This window comes from Solwaraspora sp. WMMA2059 (assembly GCF_027497315.1).
Lineage (GTDB): Bacteria > Actinomycetota > Actinomycetes > Mycobacteriales > Micromonosporaceae > Micromonospora_E.
Window position 1 is genome coordinate 1,530,736 of sequence record NZ_CP114908.1, and the last position, 15,958, is coordinate 1,546,693.

A 15,958-nucleotide genomic window follows, 5' to 3' on the forward strand; every position below is an offset into this window, starting at 1 on the left:
GGATGCGGTTGACGGACTTCTGGGGCCGGTTGGACGAGGCGTTCGGGCCGGCGTACGCCCGCAGTATCGCCACCGATCAGGTACTGGCCCAGTTGGGTGGGCGCACCATCGCCCAGGCACTGGCGGCGGGTGAGGAGACGGCGGTGGTCTGGCGGGCGGTCTGCGCCGCGTATCCCGACCGGGTCCCTGGCCGGTTGCGCTGATCGCGAGCCGGTCGAGCTGGGATTCACGACCTGTTGATTACGGTACGCCTCAGTCAATGCGCATAGTGTCACTGTCTCGGTTGTCGGGTGTTGGTTGGGCTCTGATGTCACCGGTGCATCAGAGCACCGGTGACATCGGAACTGGAAGTGTCTCGGGGCAACCGGAGTCGGCCTGTGTGTCGCGCGTCGCTTGTCGGGTCGGTCGTACTCCTGTCGGCTGGTCGTGCCTCCGCTTGACGGGGTACCTCTGCTTGGCGGGCGTGCGTTCGCGTAGCTGAATTCACTCTTTGCGGTCCAATGGATGCTTTGGGTGGTGAAACTCGTGGGCGTGTCTGGTTTTCCACTCGTACATCTGTTCGGCTATTGTCCACAGCTAGGTGCTCATCCACAGGTTGCGGCCCGTCGGCTGTTTTCTGTCGGACCCAGCGCCTAGCGTGACCCGGGTGACGAGAAGCTCGGCCAGGACGCCTGGGAAGTCGGCGAACGTAGGGGTGGCAGCAATGGCGGCAGTGCCAGACAAGGAAAAGGCGCTCGATCTGGCGCTGGCTCAGATCGACAAACAGTTCGGCAAGGGCTCGGTGATGCGGCTGGGCGAGCGGCCGGTGATCCAGACCGCAGTGATCCCCACCGGCTCCATCGCGCTCGACGTTGCACTCGGCGTCGGCGGCCTGCCCCGGGGTCGGGTGGTCGAGGTCTACGGCCCGGAGAGCAGCGGTAAGACCACGGTCGCCCTGCACGCGGTGGCCAACGCCCAGCGTTCCGGCGGCATCGCGGCGTTCATCGACGCCGAGCACGCGCTCGACCCTGACTACGCCAGGGCGCTCGGCGTGGACACCGACGCCATGCTGGTCTCCCAGCCGGACACCGGTGAGCAGGCGCTGGAGATCGCCGACATGCTGATCCGCTCCGGCGCGCTGGACATTATCGTGATCGACTCGGTCGCGGCCCTGGTGCCCCGTGCCGAGATCGAGGGCGAGATGGGGGACAGCCACGTCGGTCTGCAGGCCCGGCTGATGAGCCAGGCGCTGCGCAAGATCACCGGTGTGCTGAACAGCACCGGCACCACCGCGATCTTCATCAACCAGCTGCGGGAGAAGATCGGCGTGATGTTCGGCTCGCCGGAGACCACCACCGGTGGCCGGGCGCTGAAGTTCTACGCCTCGGTGCGGCTCGACGTGCGACGGATCGAGAGCCTCAAGGACGGCACCGACGTGGTCGGCAACCGGACCCGGGTCAAGGTCGTCAAGAACAAGGTCTCCGCGCCGTTCAAGCAGGCCGAGTTCGACATCATGTACGGCAAGGGCATCTCCCGGGAGGGCTCGCTGATCGACGTCGGCGTCGAGCAGTCGATCATCCGCAAGTCCGGTGCCTGGTACACCTACGAGGGCGACCAACTCGGTCAGGGCAAGGAGAAGGCCCGGGAGTTCCTCCGGGAGAATCCGGACGTGGCGGCTGAGATCGAGAAGAAGATCCTGGAGAAGCTCGGCGTCGGCGCGCTCGGTGCCGACGAGGCCGGCGGGCCCGAGCTGCCGCCGGTCGACTTCTGATCCGGATGGCCGGGCGACGACGCGGCGCACGGACGGGCCGGGGCTGGGATGCGGCTCCGCCCCGTCCACGCGCCTCCCGTGCCGGCCGCAGCCGGCCGGCCGACCCCACCGCCGGGTTCGCAGACCCCACCGCTGAGCGCGACGGCCGCACCACCGGGTCCGCCGCGGTCGGCGGTGGGCAGCCGGTGGACGAGGCGCAGCAGGCCCGCGACATCTGTCTGCGACAGCTCGCCGTCCGCCCTCGGACTCGGGCGGAGCTCGCCGCAGTGCTGCGGCGACGCGGCATCTCCGAGGCCACGGCCAGTTCGGTCCTCGACCGGTACGACGAGGTCGGGATGATCGATGACGCGGCGTTCGCCCAAGCCTGGGTGACCAGCCGGCACCACGGTCGAGGGCTGGCCCGGCGCAACCTCGCCGCCGAGTTGCGTCAGCGTGGCGTGGATCCACAGACTGCCCGGGACGCGCTGGACGGGCTGGACGAGTCGACCGAGCGGGCCACCGCGACGGAGCTCGTCGAGCGCAAGCTGCGTACCGCCCGGGGTGCTCCGGACGTGGTGTTCCGACGGTTGGTCGCGATGCTTGCCCGCAAGGGTTACTCGGCGGGGGTAGCTGTGCCGGTGGTCCGGGAGGCACTGGCCGTCCGGTCCGCCGAGGCCGCCCAGTTCACCGACACGGTGGATGCCGAGGCACTGATCGGCGAGGTTCCCGACCCGGATGCTGAGTAGCCCTGGTCCACCTGACGGGACACCATCCCCTGCGGGATGCGCCAAATTTCCGACTCATCCCGGCGCGTCCTGAGCGCGATATGCTGCCTGTGAGTGGGCCGATGCCCTACGTTCCGTTGTCGGTCTGATCATGACTTCTTGACCGAACGGCCCCTCGCGACCTAGCCTCGCGTTACAGACGAACAACCGACCCGTCGCAGGCTAACCGCACAACATAGATCGCATAACAGTACGGCATCACTTCGCAGCAGCAGTTCAGTAGCCAGACATGCCGCAACCGGACAGGCCGGTCCGGCGGCGACAGCACGCACAACGGCCGCTTTCGCCGTGATCGTGCCCGCACCCACGTCGGTGCTGTCTGGTCGTTGGTCAGCCGCCACGGTCGGGTGTTCCCATAGCCGTGGCCGGCGCCGGAGCGAGAAGCCTCCGGGAAGGCCGACGGCGGACTGGAGGCGGTCGTGGCGCAGCGCAGGAAGCCGGCGGGACACGCGAGTGTCGGTAGGCTCGGAGGGTCGGCATGACCGGGCTGGAGTGGATGCTCTTCGCCGCGGTCGTCGTGCTCGCCGGCCTGGTGCTCGCCGGCCTCGCGCTCGGTGCCCGCACGCTGCGCCGGCTCACCACACCGGCGGCCGCGACGCCGGTTGAGGAGGACCCGGCTTTCGTCGCCGCCCGCGACCGGCAGGAACGCTCCCTCGCCGCGCTGCGTACCGCGGCCGACGAGGCGTCCTCCGCCGTCGAGCAGGCCAAGGCCGCCGCCGCTGCGGCCCGTACCGACGCCGCCGCCGCCAAGGCCGAAGCGACCGCCGCCCGGGCCGAGGCCCGTCGAGTGCTCGACGCCGCCCGGGCCGAGGCGGACACCATCCTGGAGCGGGCCCACCGGCAGGCCGAGACCGAAGCCGAGCAGGTCCGGGCAGCGGCCCGGCGCAGCGGCGAGCGGGAGATCGCGATGCTCTCCCGGGCCGTCAAGGAGCAGTCCGCCGAGCTGGACCGGCGCGGCCAGCGGATGGACGAGCGGGAACGTCAGCACGCCGAGGAAGCCGACCGGGTCGCCGAGCGGGACCGCCGGTTGACTGCCACCGCCGCCGAACTCGCCGAGCGCAAGGCAGCCCTGGCCGCCCGGGAGGCGGACCTGACGGCCGCCGAGGAGCGATGGCAGCGCGAGCTGGAGCGGGTCGCCGGGCTGACCGCCGAGGCGGCCCGGGGTGAGCTCGTTGAAGCGATCGAGGGCCAGGCCAAACGGGAGGCGGCAATCCTGGTCCGCGACATCGAGGCCGACGCCCGCAACACCGCTGACCAGCGGGCCCGGCACATCGTGGTGGACGCCATCCAGCGGGTCGCCAGCGAACAGACCGCGGAGAGCGTGGTCAGCGTCCTGCATCTGCCCGGCGACGAGATGAAGGGCCGGATCATCGGGCGCGAAGGCCGCAACATCCGGGCGTTCGAGTCCGTCACCGGGGTCAATTTGATCATCGACGACACACCCGAGGCGGTCCTGCTGTCCTGCTTCGACCCGGTACGCCGGGAGACCGGCCGGCTCACCCTGGAGAAACTGGTGCTCGACGGCCGGATTCATCCGCACCGGATCGAGGAGGTCTTCGAGACCGCCCGGCAGGAGGTGGAGCAGCTGTGCCACCGGGCTGCCGAGGAGGCGCTCGTCGACGTCGGCATCACCGAGATCCACCCTGAGCTGGCCACCCTGCTGGGCCGGCTGCGCTACCGGACCTCGTACGGCCAGAACGTGCTCAAGCATCTGGTGGAGACCGCGCACATCGCCGGGGTGATGGCCGCCGAGCTGCGTCTGGACGTCCCGCTGATCAAGCGGTGCGCGTTCCTGCACGACATCGGCAAGGCGCTCACCCACGAGGTCGAGGGCAGTCATGCGCTGATCGGCGCCGACCTGGCCCGCAAGTACGGCGAATCCGAAGAGGTGGTGCACGCTATCGAGGCACACCACAACGAGGTGCCGCCGCAGACCGTCGAGGCGGTGCTCACCCAGGCCTCCGACGCGTGCTCCGGTGGTCGTCCCGGCGCGCGGCGGGAAAGCCTGGAGGCGTACGTCAAGCGGCTGGAGCGAATCGAGGAGATCGCCGCCGGCAAGATCGGCGTGGAGAAGGTCTTCGCCATGCAGGCCGGCCGGGAGATCCGGGTGATGGTCAAGCCGGACGACGTGGACGACATCGGTGCCGCGGTGCTGGCCCGCGACGTGGCCAAGCAGATCGAGGAGGAGCTGACCTACCCGGGGCAGATCCGGGTGACCGTGGTCCGCGAGTCCCGGGTCACCGAGATCGCCCGTTGACCGGCCGGACGGCCGGTCAACGGGCGGGCCGTCCGGTTAGCTGCTGCCTGACGTAGCCGTGCCGCCGGTGGTGGCGCTGCCGCCGGTGCCGGCCGCAGTCTGTTGGCCGGCCACCGTCGACGCCGGTGCCGCCGGCGGCTGGGGTGTGGCGCTGGTCCGCCGGCCCTGAGCCAGCCGCCGCTGCACCGACTCGGCGAGCTTGGACAGCGCGTAGTTGACCGCGATGAACAGCACCCCGATCACCAGATACACCTGGATCGGGTTACGCAGGTTCTGGATGATCGTCCGGCCGACCAGCAGCGTCTCCTGGTAGCCGATGATGAAGCCCAACGAGGTGTCCTTGAGCACCACGATCAGCTGGCTGATCAGAGCCGGCAGCATGATCCGGAACGCCTGTGGCAGCAGGATCATCCGGGTGGTCTGGAACGACGTCAGCCCGATCGCGGCGGCCGACTCGCGCTGCCCCGACGGCAGACCCTCCATCCCGGAGCGCAGGATCTCGGCGATCACCACGCCGTTGTAGATGGTCAGACCCAGCACCAGGTACGGCAGCATCTCGTGGCCGAACGGGAGGACGATCTCCAGGCCGAGGTCCGGCAGGCCCCGGGCGACGAAGAAGATCGTGATCACCACCGGCAGGCCGCGGAACACCTCGACGCAGAACCGGGTCACCAGGTTCAGCAGCCAGCTCAGCGCCCGCAACGCCAGCGCGAACGAGGTGGCGAGCCCGGTGAACCGGCGGCGCAGCAGCGCCTTCAGCTGGATCCGCAGCACCGCCAGCGCGGTGCCGAACAGCAACGACAGCGCGATCGCCAGGCCGGCGGCGGTCAGCGTGGCGGTGACCCCCTCGCCGAGCAGTGTCCAGACCTGACCGAACACCTCGTTGCCGGGGTCGATCAGTGGACCCCACTTCTCCATGGTGAACTGTTCGCGTTCGGCCAGCGGCCGGTAGACCAGGAAGTACCCGGCGGTGACGGCGGCGAGGGCCGACAGCACGCTGACGATCAGCGTGACCCGTCGGGCCCGTGGTCCGGGGGCGTCGTACAACACGCTCTGCTGCTGGCTCATGGCGTGGTTCCTCCGGTGACGGCTGCGGCGCTCGCGGGGGACGGGGCGGTCATCTGGCCACCGCCCGGTGGGCCTCGACCCGGTCGAGCAGCAGCCCGAGCGGCACGGTCATGATCAGGAAGCCGATCGAGATGCCGACGAAGACCGGGATGATCGGCTCGCCGAGGGCGCTGGTCAGGTTCTGCGCCGAGTTGGACAGGTCACCGACCACCCCGAAGAAGCCGGCCAGCGCCGAATTCTTGATCATGGCGATGATGACGCTGCCCAGCGGGACGATCGCGGCCTTCCACGCCTGGGGGAGTACCACGTACCGCAGGTTCTGGGTGAAGGTCAGGCCGATCGCGCGGGCGGCCTCCGCCTGACCGGGCGGCACCGCGTTGATCCCGCTGCGGATCGCCTCGCAGACGAACGCACCGGTGTAGACGCTCAGCGCGATGATCGCGAACCGGAAGTACGGCAGGTCGATGCCGAGCCGGCTGAACACGATGCTCAGCCCGGGGATCCGCAGGAAGTCGGCGTTCGACCCGAGTGCGGGCAACCCGAAGGCCGAGAAGAACATCACGACGGTCAGCGGCACGTTGCGCAGCACCGTCACGTACGCCCCGCCGAGCCAGCGTAGCGGCGGCACCGGTGAGATCCGCAGGATCGCGACGAGCGTGCCGATCAGCAGCGCGCCGGTCGCGGACAGCAGACACAGCTGCAGGGTGAGCCAGAAACCTCCGACGAAGACGTCGAAGTGGTCGACGAGCACTCTCACACGAAAGACCCTTCTGCGAACCGTCCACCTGGGCGACCGGCCGGCCCGGAGCTGACTGCGCCGGGCCGGCCGGGATCGATCAGGGGCGACCTTCGACGGTCAGTAGCGGTCGACCGCGGGACCGGTCGGGGTGTTGTCGTCGAAGGCACCTGCGGTGGACTCCCACGCCGCGGCGTACGAGCCGTCGTCGTAGATCTTCTCCAGGGTGTCGTTGATGAAGTCGCGGAACGCGTCGTCGCCCTTCTTCACCCCGATGCCGTACGGCTCCTCGGTGAACTGCTCACCGGCCAGCTTGAAGTCGCCCTCGTTGTCGGCGATGAAGCCGAGCAGGATCACGTTGTCCGTGGTGACCGCGTCGACCTGACCGCCGCGCAGCGCGTCCACACACTTCTCGTAGACGTCGAAGAGCACCAGCTGCTCGCCGACATCCGCCAGGTACTCCTGGATGTTCTCCGCCGGCGTCGAACCCTGCACCGAGCAGATCTTCTTGTCCCCGGCCTCGAACGACTCCGGCCCGGTGATCGACTCGTCGTCGGCGCGGACCATGATGTGCTGGCCGGCGACGTAGTACGGGCCGGCGAAGTCGATCCGCTCCTTGCGGGTGGGGTTGATCGTGTAAGTGGCAACCACGATGTCGACCCGGTCCTGCTCCAGCAGCTCCTCGCGGACCGCGGACGGCGCCTCGACGTACTCGATGTCGTCGGCGGCGATGCCCAGCTCGGCCGCGATCAGCTTGGCGATCTCGACGTCGAAGCCGGCCGGCTCACCGTCGAGGCCCAGCTTACCGAAGCCGGGCTGGTCGAACTTGGTGCCGACGGTCATGGTGCCGGCCTCGCTCAGCTCGGCCATCGTGGTACCGGCCTCGAAGCTCGGCGTCGCCACGTCGGGGTTCTCACTGCCGGAGCCGTCCCCGCCGCTGTCGCCGCAGGCCGCCATGGACACCGCCAACGCGGCAGTTGCGGCTACCGCCGCCATACGTGACATACGCATTGCTCAGTTTTCTCCTTCACGATGGGAAGCCCGCCGGGTCGCGGCCGACTCCACGTTGGATGAAACTCGTCCTCGAGCGGGATGTCAGTGGGTGAGGATCTTGGACAGGAAGTCCTTCGCCCGGTCGCTGCGCGGGTTGGTGAAGAACTCGGTGGGCGGGGCGTCCTCGACCAGCTGCCCGTCGGCCATGAAGATGACCCGGTTCGCGGCGTGCCGGGCGAAGCCCATCTCATGGGTGACGACGACCATCGTCATCCCCTCGGCTGCCAGCGAGGTCATCACGTCCAGCACCTCGCCGACCATTTCCGGGTCGAGCGCGCTGGTCGGCTCGTCGAACAGCATCGCCTTGGGCTGCATCGCCAACGCCCGGGCGATCGCCGCCCGCTGCTGCTGACCGCCGGAGAGCTGGGCCGGGAACTTGTCCGCCTGGTTGGCGATGCCAACCCGGTCGAGCAGTTGCAGTGCCCGCTCACGGACCACCGACGCCTTCTCCCGGCGTACCTTCATCGGGCCGAGCGTGACGTTGTCCAGGATCGTCCGGTGCGCGAACAGGTTGAACGACTGGAACACCATGCCGACCTCGCTGCGCAGCCGGGCCAGGGCCCGGCCCTCCGCCGGCAGTGGTCGGCCGTCGAACAGGATGGTCCCGGAGCTGATCGGCTCCAGACGGTTGATCGCGCGGCACAGAGTGGACTTGCCGGAGCCGGACGGCCCGATCACCACCACCACTTCACCACGGTCGACCGAGAGGTCGACGTCCTGGAGCACGTGCAGTGGACCGAACCACTTGTTGACTCCGCTGAGCACGATCAGCGGCTCACTGGTTGTCACCGTCATGCACCGTCCCTGTCCATGCACCGTCCTAGTCGTCACGATCGGTCGAGGTCACCTCACGTGGTCCCGCCACTTTAGGCGGCGTGATGTGTCGGAAGGCAACTCAAATGGTCACGGAGCGGTAACACAGCCCACGTGCCGGCTGCTGTCCGGGCAACATGATCGTATGGCGATTGCACCGTTCTGCACCACGCTGTGGAACTGGTCCGTCGACGGACCGCTCGCCCCAGGTCAGATCCGAGCCACCCTCGCGGCCATCATCGGTCGTCCGGTGGTGTCGCTGGGTGGGGCTTCGGCGGAGCGGTTCCCCGACGGCGTGGTGCTCTGCGACGTCTGGGACGGGGCCGGGGACTTCCCGGTGAACGTCGACTGCTACGCCGCACCGGTCGACCCGCCGGAGCACCGGGTCCTCGCCGCGTTCGCCCGCCGGACCGGACGTCGCTGCGTACTCGCCGACGACACGCTGGACGCGACCCGCCACCTGCTGGTGTCCCCGGACGGCACGGTCCGTCCGGTGCACCTGGACATCGAACCGACCAGCGTCGGTGACCGCCGCACCAACCTGCGGCTGTGCAGCCTGACCGACCCCGGCTGCCGGGCCGGGTTGTTCTGCGGCGGCTCGCGGTGGGGGCCCGACTCGGTGGCTCCGACACTCGCCGCGTGATCCCGGCGGCGGGCGGCCGGCTACGCTGTCTGATGTCATGACTACCAGCGCAGCACACGCCCGCCACCCACGTACCTACCAGGTGCGCACCTACGGCTGCCAGATGAACGTGCACGACTCCGAACGGATCTCCGGCCTGCTGGAATCGGCCGGCTACGTCCGGGCGGGGGAGTCCGACGATCCGGACGTCGTCGTCTTCAACACCTGCGCGGTGCGGGAGAACGCCGACAACCGGCTGTACGGCAACCTCGGTCACCTGCGACCGGTCAAGGAGAAGCGGCCGCAGATGCAGATCGCGGTCGGCGGCTGCCTGGCGCAGAAGGACCGGGGCGAGATCGTCCGCCGGGCCCCCTGGGTCGACGTCGTCTTCGGCACGCACAACATCGGTGCGCTGCCGACCCTGCTGGACCGGGCCCGGCACAACTCCGCCGCCGAGGTGGAGATCCTCGAGTCGCTGGAGGTCTTCCCCTCCACCCTGCCGACCCGGCGGGAGTCGACCTACGCCGGCTGGGTGTCGATCTCCGTCGGCTGCAACAACACCTGCACCTTCTGCATCGTGCCGTCGCTGCGCGGCCGGGAGAAGGACCGTCGGCCCGGCGACGTCCTCGCCGAGGTACGGGCCCTGGTCGACGAGGGTGTGCTGGAGGTCACCCTGCTCGGCCAGAACGTCAACTCCTACGGTGTCGAGTTCGGTGACCGGTTCGCGTTCGGCAAACTGCTGCGCGCCTGCGGCGGGATCGACGGGCTGGAACGGGTCCGGTTCACCAGCCCGCACCCGAAGGACTTCACCGACGACGTGATCGCCGCGATGGCCGAGACCGACAACGTCTGCCACTCGCTGCACATGCCGCTGCAGTCCGGTTCGGACGCCGTACTGCGGGCGATGCGCCGCTCCTACCGCGCCGACCGCTACCTCGGCATCATCGACAAGGTGCGGGCGGCGATGCCGGACGCGGCGATCACCACCGACATCATCGTCGGTTTCCCCGGTGAGACCGACGCCGACTTCGAACGCACCCTCGACGTGGTACGGGCCGCCCGGTTCTCCTCGGCGTTCACCTTCCAGTACTCGAAACGCCCCGGCACCCCGGCCGCCGAGATGCCCGGCCAGTTGCCGAAGCCGGTGGTGCAGGAGCGCTACGACCGGCTGATCGCCTGTCTGGAGGAGATCACCTGGGCGGAGAACCGTCGGCTGCTCGGCCGGACGGTCGAGGTGCTGGTCGCGGTCGGCGAGGGCCGCAAGGACGGGCGGACCGGGCGGCTGTCCGGCCGGGCCCGGGACGGCCGGCTGGTGCACTTCGACGCCGGCCCGCTCGCCGGGCGCATCCGTCCCGGTGACCTCGTCGAGGTGGTCGTCAGCTACGCGGCTCCGCACCATCTCAACGCCGACGGCGAGCCGGTCGCCCACCGCCGGACCCGGGCCGGCGACGCCTACGAGGCAGGGCGGACACCGCGTACCGGCGGGGTGCTGCTGGGGCTGCCGACGGTGGGTGCACCACCTCCGGCGACACTGGCCACCTCGGCCTGCGACCGCTGAACCCTGTCAGCCGCGTCTGACCCGGGTGCCGTCAGCTGCTGATCCGGCACCGCGCCGTCTCCCGGCCGCACCACGCGGCCGGGAGACGGACGTCATCGGGTCAGAGGCCGATCTTGCCGGCGCCGGCGCCGTTCGTGACGACGGACTTCACCTGGCTGGCGGTGGTCAACGAGTAGGAGTACGGGATGCTCGCGACCCCGCCGGCGGTTTCCGGGGTGCCGGAGTTCACGAAGTGGTTGTTGCGGGCGACGAGGGTGCCCGGGTCCGACGCGGCGTAGCCGACGTGCGTCGGGTCGTCGACGTTCTCGAAGTAGTTGCCTTCGACGAGAACGCCGGCGTCCATGGTGGAGGCGACACCGTAGTCGTTGTCGTAGTAGTAGTTGTTGAACACGTGTACCGGGTTGCCGAACCGGACCCGCGGATGCCGGGAACCGGAGCCGTCGAACCAGTTGTGGTGGTAGGTGACCCGCAGGTGACCGCGGTCCTGGCTGGCGTTGTTGTCCGAGTGGCCGAGCAGCATCGACTTGCTGTGGTTGAAGACGCGGTTCCACGACACCGTGATGTAGTCGGAACCGCGCTTGATGTCCACGGCTCCGTCGTACCCGTTGGTGAAGCTGTTGTGGTCGACCCAGACGTTGGTGGACTCGGTCTGGACGTTGATGGCGTCGTCATTCCAGTTGCGGAAGTTGATGTTGCGGATGATCACGTTTCGCTGGTTGCTGATGTTGAATCCGCAGCCGGAGATCGTGGCTGAGGAGCCGACGCCGACGATCGTCTTGTTGCTACCGACGTTCAGCATGCCGGAGCAGGAGATGGTCCCGGACACCCGGATGACGGCGGAGCCGGATCCGCTGATCGCCGAGGACAGCGCCGAGGAACTGGTGACGGTGGTCGGGGAAGCGTTGCCGCCACCGGTGGTGCCGCCGTTCTGGGTGGCCCAGCCGACCAGGCCGGTCGGCGTCTGGCCGGGTGGCGGTGTGGTCGGGTTGGGCGGTGGTGTGGTCGGGTTGGGTGGCGGTGTGGTCGGGTTGGTGCCACCGGTGCAGGCCACGCCGTTCAGGCTGAAACTGCTCGGTGCCGGGTTGGACGAGTTGTTCCACGACCCGTTGAAGCCGAACGAGACGCTCGCGTTCGAACTGAGGTTGCCGTTGTAGCTCACATTGCGAGCGGTGACGGAGCTCCCGCTCTGTGAGATGTCGGCGTTCCACGCCTGAACGACCTCTTGGCCGGCGCCAAAGGTCCACTGCAGGGACCAGGACGACATCGCGTCGCCGAGGTTGGTGAGGACGACGTTGCCGGTGAAACCGCCCGGCCACTGGGAGGCGACCGAGTAGTCGACTCGGCAGCCGGTAGCGGCGTGGGCGGTGCTTGCGCTGACGACCGTGGCACCGGTGAGGGCGACGGCAGCGACCGCAGTGGTGGCCAGCGCCGTGCGGCGCCGTGCTGCGTGCATTGAGATCTCCTTACGGCATGGCGGGGTGCGTCGCCGGTGGGAGAGCCAGCCCGGTTGGCTCGCAGGTGCGGGTGCTGGCGGTGCACCACGCCGTGGGTATTACAGGACGGATCCCGCTGGACAGGCGGGGAAGCGCTTTCCTTAGCGAAACATAGAAGTATCGCGATGTCAAAGGGGTGTGTCATGAGTAGGCGGTAGGGCGACTGGCCTCCGCAGGGGCCGGCTACCCGGAGAGCGGGGTCGCCGGCTGCCCGTCAAGATCACCAGCGGCATCGGCCGCCGGCCGCTGATGTTCCTGGCGGCCGGCGGCTCCCGGGGGCATCCGCCGTCGAGTTCGCGGTCGGATCCCGCCGGTGTCTTGTCAGTGCTCTTCGGTCGGCTGCCCGGTTGGCGCTACTTGGCCTGCTCCGCGAGTGCCAGGAACTGCCGCTTGCCGGCAAGTGCCTTCTCCGCCTCGCGGATCCGCTTGGCGTCACCGGCCGCCCGCGCCCGCTCCAGCCGCTGCTCGGCCTCGGCGACCTGCTCGCGCATCTGAGTCAACAGGGGATTGGCCGACGGCTCGGTACGCCGCCACGCCGAGTCCATCGTTTCCCGTACCCGGTCCTCGACTGCTCGCAGTCGACGGTCCAGCCCCGACGTCGACTCGCGTGGCACCCGGCCGATGTCATGCCACTGGCCCTGCACCTCACGCAGCTTCGCCTGCGCGGTACGCGGATCCGCGTCGATGTCGACGGCCTCCAGTTCGGTCAGCAGCGCCTGCTTGCGCTCCAGATTGGCGCGCTGCTCGGCGTCGCGGGCCGAGAAGACCTCGCTGCGGCGGGTGAAGAAGGTGTCCTGGGCCGAACGGAACCGTTCCCACAGCTTCTGCTCCGCCTCCTTCGAGGCGCGTGGGGCGGACTTCCACTCGGCCATCAGCTCCTTGAGCCGGCTCGCGGTGCTGGCCCAGTCGGTCGACTCGGCCAGCGTCTCGGCCTCGGCGACCAGCTCGTTTTTCGCCGACTGGGCCTGCTTGCGCTGCGCGTCGAGGGTGGCGAAGTGCGCGCCCCGCCGACGGGTGAACCCGTCCCGGGCGGCGGCGAACCGCTTCCACAGCTCCCCGTCGGTCTTCTTGTCGACGCCGCGGATCGTCTTCCACTCGTCGAGAATCTCCCGGAACCGGTCACCGGCACTCTTCCACCCGGTCGACTCGGCCGCGAGCTGTTCGGCCTCGACCACCAGCTCGGTCTTGCGGGCCAGCGCGGCGGCACGGGCGGCGTCCCGGGCCGCTCTGGCCTGCGCTGCCTTGTCCTCGGCAAGGGTCGCCAGCTTGTCCAGCCGGTCGGCCAGCGAATCGAGGTCGCCGACCACATGGGCCTCGGCCAGTGATCCGCGCAGTCGTCGGATCGTGCTGAGCGAATGCGTCGCGTCGGCGGCACCGGACTGTAACCGGGCCTCCGTCAAGTCGACCTCGGTCACCAGGTCGGCGAACCGGCGGGCGAAGTGCGCCAGGCCTTCCTCCGGCGCTCCAGCCTGCCAGGATCCGACCGCGCGCTCCCCTTCGGCAGTCTTGACGTAGACCGTGCCGTCCGCATCAACCCGTCCGAAGGAAGTCCAGTCGCTCATGTGCCCATCCTCGTTCTCCCGGCGTCGCAGGATCGAGATGTCCCGATGGACGCCGCCACGGCGCAGTTAGGTTGCGGGTAAGTTTCCCCCGCGCATTGTCACAGGTCCAACCCTGCCTGCGTCGAGCGCCTGTCGCCGACCGTGACCATACGGTGTCCTTGTCGGTGGTTGGCCCACGAGTCGGTGCCAAAGGGGCCAAATTCCGACACTCAAGGTGACCGGTTGGCTGCGTGGAGCGACAGGACTGCGGGCTACCGTGGACGCCGTGCCCCCGCTGCGCGTCGCCTTCTGCCCACACCCGCCGGTGATCGTTCCCGAACTGGCCGGTGGGGCCGCCGCCGAGCTCGACGAGCTGCGGTGCGCCGCCACCGCCGCCGTCCGGTCACTGGTCGACTGCCCCGCCGAGCGAATCGTGGTCATCGGCACCGACGATCCGTCGATGGTTCCCGATCCGTCCACCGAACCCGATCCGTCGATAGTTCCCGATCCGATGGAGCGGATCTGGCGGCCACCGCTGTCCGCCAGCTTCCGACCCTGGGGGGCGGCGGTCGAGGTACCCCTGGGCACGTCCCTGAACCCGGCGGCCGCCGTCGTCGACGCCGTACCCGCCCCCGACGCCACGTCGACCGGTGCCGGCCGCCGCTTGCCGCTGAGCCTGACCGTCGCGGCGTGGTTGCTCGCCCGCGCCGACGTCGACCCCGCCCGTACGGCGGTCGAGATGGTCGCGGTCCCCGCCGGTTCGCCACCCGAACAGTGCCTACGGCGCGGGCGGCTGCTCGCCGGGTCCGCAGCGGCGGGACCCCGGACCGCCGACCGACCGTGGGCGGCCCTGGTGATGGGGGACGGCTCCGCCTGCCGGGGCCTCGCCTCACCCGGCTACCAGGACGACCGGGCGGAACCCTTCGACGACGAGGTCGCCGCCGCCCTCGCTACCGCCGACCACCGGAGACTCGCCCGTCTGGACCCGGCTCTGGCCGGCGCACTGCGGGTCGCCGGCCGGGCCGCCTGGCAGGTGGCCGCCAGCGCGGCGACTGCTGGTGCCGGTGCGGCGTCCGCTGACGCTGATGCCGCCGGTGCGGCGGCCGGCGACGTGACCGACTGGACCGGCCGGCTCACCTACTACGCCGCACCGTACGGCGTCGCGTACTTTGTCGCCTCGTGGCACCGGAACTGACCAACGGCCGCGGCACCGGGCCGCGCCGACCCGCGTCGATCCGCCCGGACCGAGTGGTGGCGGTGATCGGCCCGACCGCGGCCGGCAAGTCCGCGCTGAGCATCACCCTCGCCCAGCAACTCGGCGCCGAGGTGGTCAACGCCGACTCGATGCAGTTGTACCAGGGGCTGGACATCGGCACCGCCAAGCTCACCATCGACGAACGGGCCGGCGTACCGCACCACCTGCTCGACATCTGGCCGGTCACCGCGCCAGCCAGCGTCGCGGAGTACCAGCGGCTGGCCCGCGCCGCCATCGACGACATCCTGCGTCGGGGGCGCCTGCCGCTGCTGGTCGGCGGCTCCGGCCTGTACGTGCGGGCGGTGCTGGAGAGATTTGACTTTCCCGGCACTGACCCGGCGCTGCGCGACCGGCTCGAAGCCGAACTCGCCGAGACCGGCCCGGCTCCGCTGCACGCCCGGCTGGCCGCCGCCGACCCGGCGGCCGCCGCCGCGATCCTGCCCGGGAACGGGCGGCGGATCGTTCGGGCGCTGGAGGTGATCGAGCTGACCGGGCGGCCGTTCACCGCTACCCTGCCGGAACCGGTGCCCCACTACGACGCCGTGCAACTCGGTGTCGACCTGCCCACCGAACAGCTCGACGACCGGATCGCCCGCCGGGTGGACCGGATGTGGGAGCAGGGCCTGGTAGCCGAGGTCCACGCGCTGCTCGGGCAGGGCCTGCGGGACGGCCGTACGGCCAGCCGGGCGCTCGGGTACCAGCAGGTGCTCCGGATGCTCGACGGCGAGTACGACGACGAGCAGGCCCGTGGGGACACGGTACGGGCGACCCGCCGGTTCGTCCGCCGGCAACGTTCCTGGTTCCGCCGCGACGCCCGGGTGCGCTGGCTCGACGGCGCAGATCCGGACCTGGTTCGGGCGGCGCACGCCGCGTTGCGCGCTCCGCAGCGCTGAGCGGTGCCGGCTCTGCGCCAACCGCGGACTGGCCGCCGCCAGCCGCCCAGGGTCAGTTGTCGGCCGCCGCCGACCGTTGCTGGATGGTCGGTACACCGGCCGGGGCGGTGGACACGGCCGGCTGCGCGGCGACGGCCGTCTGCGCGGCCGCTTCC

General features: G+C 69.9%; 14 protein-coding genes. 8 read left to right on the forward strand and 6 right to left on the reverse strand.

Annotated elements, in window-relative coordinates; translation table 11 throughout:
* Positions 1-2 precede the first annotated feature (2 nt).
* The 4 genes from O7553_RS06970 to rny all read left to right on the forward strand — a co-directional run bounded on the left by O7553_RS06970 (position 3) and on the right by rny (position 4,771).
* On the forward strand, positions 3-203 hold the full coding sequence (locus O7553_RS06970; protein WP_281554019.1) for a DUF3046 domain-containing protein: 201 nt from the start codon (positions 3-5) through the stop codon (positions 201-203).
* Positions 204-703: 500 nt separating this feature from the next.
* Positions 704-1,750 carry a recombinase RecA gene (gene recA, locus O7553_RS06975; RefSeq protein WP_278168039.1) on the forward strand — a complete coding sequence of 349 codons (1,047 nt, stop codon included), beginning with the start codon at positions 704-706 and terminating at the stop codon, positions 1,748-1,750.
* 5 nt (positions 1,751-1,755) lie between these two features.
* Positions 1,756-2,475, forward strand: a complete 720-nt coding sequence (locus O7553_RS06980; RefSeq protein ID WP_281554020.1) for a regulatory protein RecX — start codon at positions 1,756-1,758, stop codon at positions 2,473-2,475.
* Positions 2,476-2,992: 517 nt separating this feature from the next.
* On the forward strand, positions 2,993-4,771 hold the full coding sequence (rny, locus tag O7553_RS06985) for a ribonuclease Y (protein WP_281554021.1): 1,779 nt from the start codon (positions 2,993-2,995) through the stop codon (positions 4,769-4,771).
* A 36-nt stretch (positions 4,772-4,807) separates the two neighbouring features.
* Here the strand turns inward: rny and O7553_RS06990 are convergent, their stop codons facing one another.
* The 4 genes from O7553_RS06990 to O7553_RS07005 form a co-directional block, all read right to left on the reverse strand.
* On the reverse strand, positions 4,808-5,839 hold the full coding sequence (locus O7553_RS06990; protein ID WP_281554022.1) for an amino acid ABC transporter permease: 1,032 nt from the start codon (positions 5,837-5,839) through the stop codon (positions 4,808-4,810).
* Positions 5,840-5,888: 49 nt separating this feature from the next.
* Positions 5,889-6,596 (reverse strand): amino acid ABC transporter permease, encoded by a 708-nt coding sequence (locus O7553_RS06995; protein WP_281554023.1) that lies wholly within the window; start codon positions 6,594-6,596, stop codon positions 5,889-5,891.
* 99 nt (positions 6,597-6,695) lie between these two features.
* Positions 6,696-7,586, reverse strand: a complete 891-nt coding sequence (locus O7553_RS07000; RefSeq protein WP_281554024.1) for a glutamate ABC transporter substrate-binding protein — start codon at positions 7,584-7,586, stop codon at positions 6,696-6,698.
* An 84-nt stretch (positions 7,587-7,670) separates the two neighbouring features.
* The gene (locus O7553_RS07005; protein WP_281554025.1) at positions 7,671-8,423 is read right to left on the reverse strand and encodes an amino acid ABC transporter ATP-binding protein; all 753 of its coding nucleotides are present in this window, start codon (positions 8,421-8,423) and stop codon (positions 7,671-7,673) included.
* A gap of 163 nt (positions 8,424-8,586) precedes the next feature.
* Between O7553_RS07005 and O7553_RS07010 the strand changes: the two genes are divergently transcribed.
* Both O7553_RS07010 and miaB read left to right on the forward strand, forming a co-directional pair.
* A complete protein-coding gene (locus tag O7553_RS07010; RefSeq protein ID WP_281554026.1) occupies positions 8,587-9,084 on the forward strand; it encodes a hypothetical protein in 498 nt (165 codons plus the stop codon).
* 37 nt (positions 9,085-9,121) lie between these two features.
* Complete coding sequence (gene miaB, locus O7553_RS07015; RefSeq protein WP_281554027.1) at positions 9,122-10,621, forward strand: tRNA (N6-isopentenyl adenosine(37)-C2)-methylthiotransferase MiaB; 1,500 nt, start codon at positions 9,122-9,124, stop codon at positions 10,619-10,621.
* 100 nt (positions 10,622-10,721) lie between these two features.
* Here the strand turns inward: miaB and O7553_RS07020 are convergent, their stop codons facing one another.
* Together O7553_RS07020 and O7553_RS07025 are read right to left on the reverse strand one after the other, a co-directional pair.
* A complete protein-coding gene (locus O7553_RS07020; RefSeq protein WP_281554028.1) occupies positions 10,722-12,074 on the reverse strand; it encodes a cellulose binding domain-containing protein in 1,353 nt (450 codons plus the stop codon).
* 393 nt (positions 12,075-12,467) lie between these two features.
* Positions 12,468-13,676: a DUF349 domain-containing protein gene (locus O7553_RS07025; RefSeq protein WP_281554029.1), complete on the reverse strand. Its 1,209-nt coding sequence runs from the start codon at positions 13,674-13,676 to the stop codon at positions 12,468-12,470.
* A 265-nt stretch (positions 13,677-13,941) separates the two neighbouring features.
* Here O7553_RS07025 and O7553_RS07030 point away from each other — a divergent pair, with 265 nt between their 5' ends.
* Positions 13,942-14,850, forward strand: coding sequence for a hypothetical protein (locus O7553_RS07030; protein WP_348650092.1), 909 nt, complete (start codon positions 13,942-13,944; stop codon positions 14,848-14,850).
* Entirely contained in the window at positions 14,847-15,803 is a 957-nt protein-coding gene (gene miaA, locus O7553_RS07035) for a tRNA (adenosine(37)-N6)-dimethylallyltransferase MiaA (protein ID WP_281555507.1), read from the forward strand. The genes O7553_RS07030 and miaA overlap by 4 nt, the downstream gene beginning before the upstream one ends.
* The last annotated feature ends 155 nt before the right edge of the window (positions 15,804-15,958 follow it).

Excerpts from the sequence above, each read along its gene's own strand:
- O7553_RS06970 (WP_281554019.1), top strand. The coding sequence starts at position 3 with ATGCGGTTGACGGACTTCTGGGGCCGGTTGGACGAGGCGTTCGGGCCG.
- recA (WP_278168039.1), top strand. The coding sequence starts at position 704 with ATGGCGGCAGTGCCAGACAAGGAAAAGGCGCTCGATCTGGCGCTGGCT.
- O7553_RS06980 (WP_281554020.1), top strand. The coding sequence starts at position 1,756 with ATGGCCGGGCGACGACGCGGCGCACGGACGGGCCGGGGCTGGGATGCG.
- rny (WP_281554021.1), top strand. The coding sequence starts at position 2,993 with ATGACCGGGCTGGAGTGGATGCTCTTCGCCGCGGTCGTCGTGCTCGCC.
- O7553_RS06990 (WP_281554022.1), bottom strand. The coding sequence starts at position 5,839 with ATGAGCCAGCAGCAGAGCGTGTTGTACGACGCCCCCGGACCACGGGCC.
- O7553_RS07000 (WP_281554024.1), bottom strand. The coding sequence starts at position 7,586 with ATGCGTATGTCACGTATGGCGGCGGTAGCCGCAACTGCCGCGTTGGCG.
- O7553_RS07005 (WP_281554025.1), bottom strand. The coding sequence starts at position 8,423 with ATGACGGTGACAACCAGTGAGCCGCTGATCGTGCTCAGCGGAGTCAAC.
- O7553_RS07010 (WP_281554026.1), top strand. The coding sequence starts at position 8,587 with ATGGCGATTGCACCGTTCTGCACCACGCTGTGGAACTGGTCCGTCGAC.
- miaB (WP_281554027.1), top strand. The coding sequence starts at position 9,122 with ATGACTACCAGCGCAGCACACGCCCGCCACCCACGTACCTACCAGGTG.
- O7553_RS07020 (WP_281554028.1), bottom strand. The coding sequence starts at position 12,074 with ATGCACGCAGCACGGCGCCGCACGGCGCTGGCCACCACTGCGGTCGCT.
- O7553_RS07025 (WP_281554029.1), bottom strand. The coding sequence starts at position 13,676 with ATGAGCGACTGGACTTCCTTCGGACGGGTTGATGCGGACGGCACGGTC.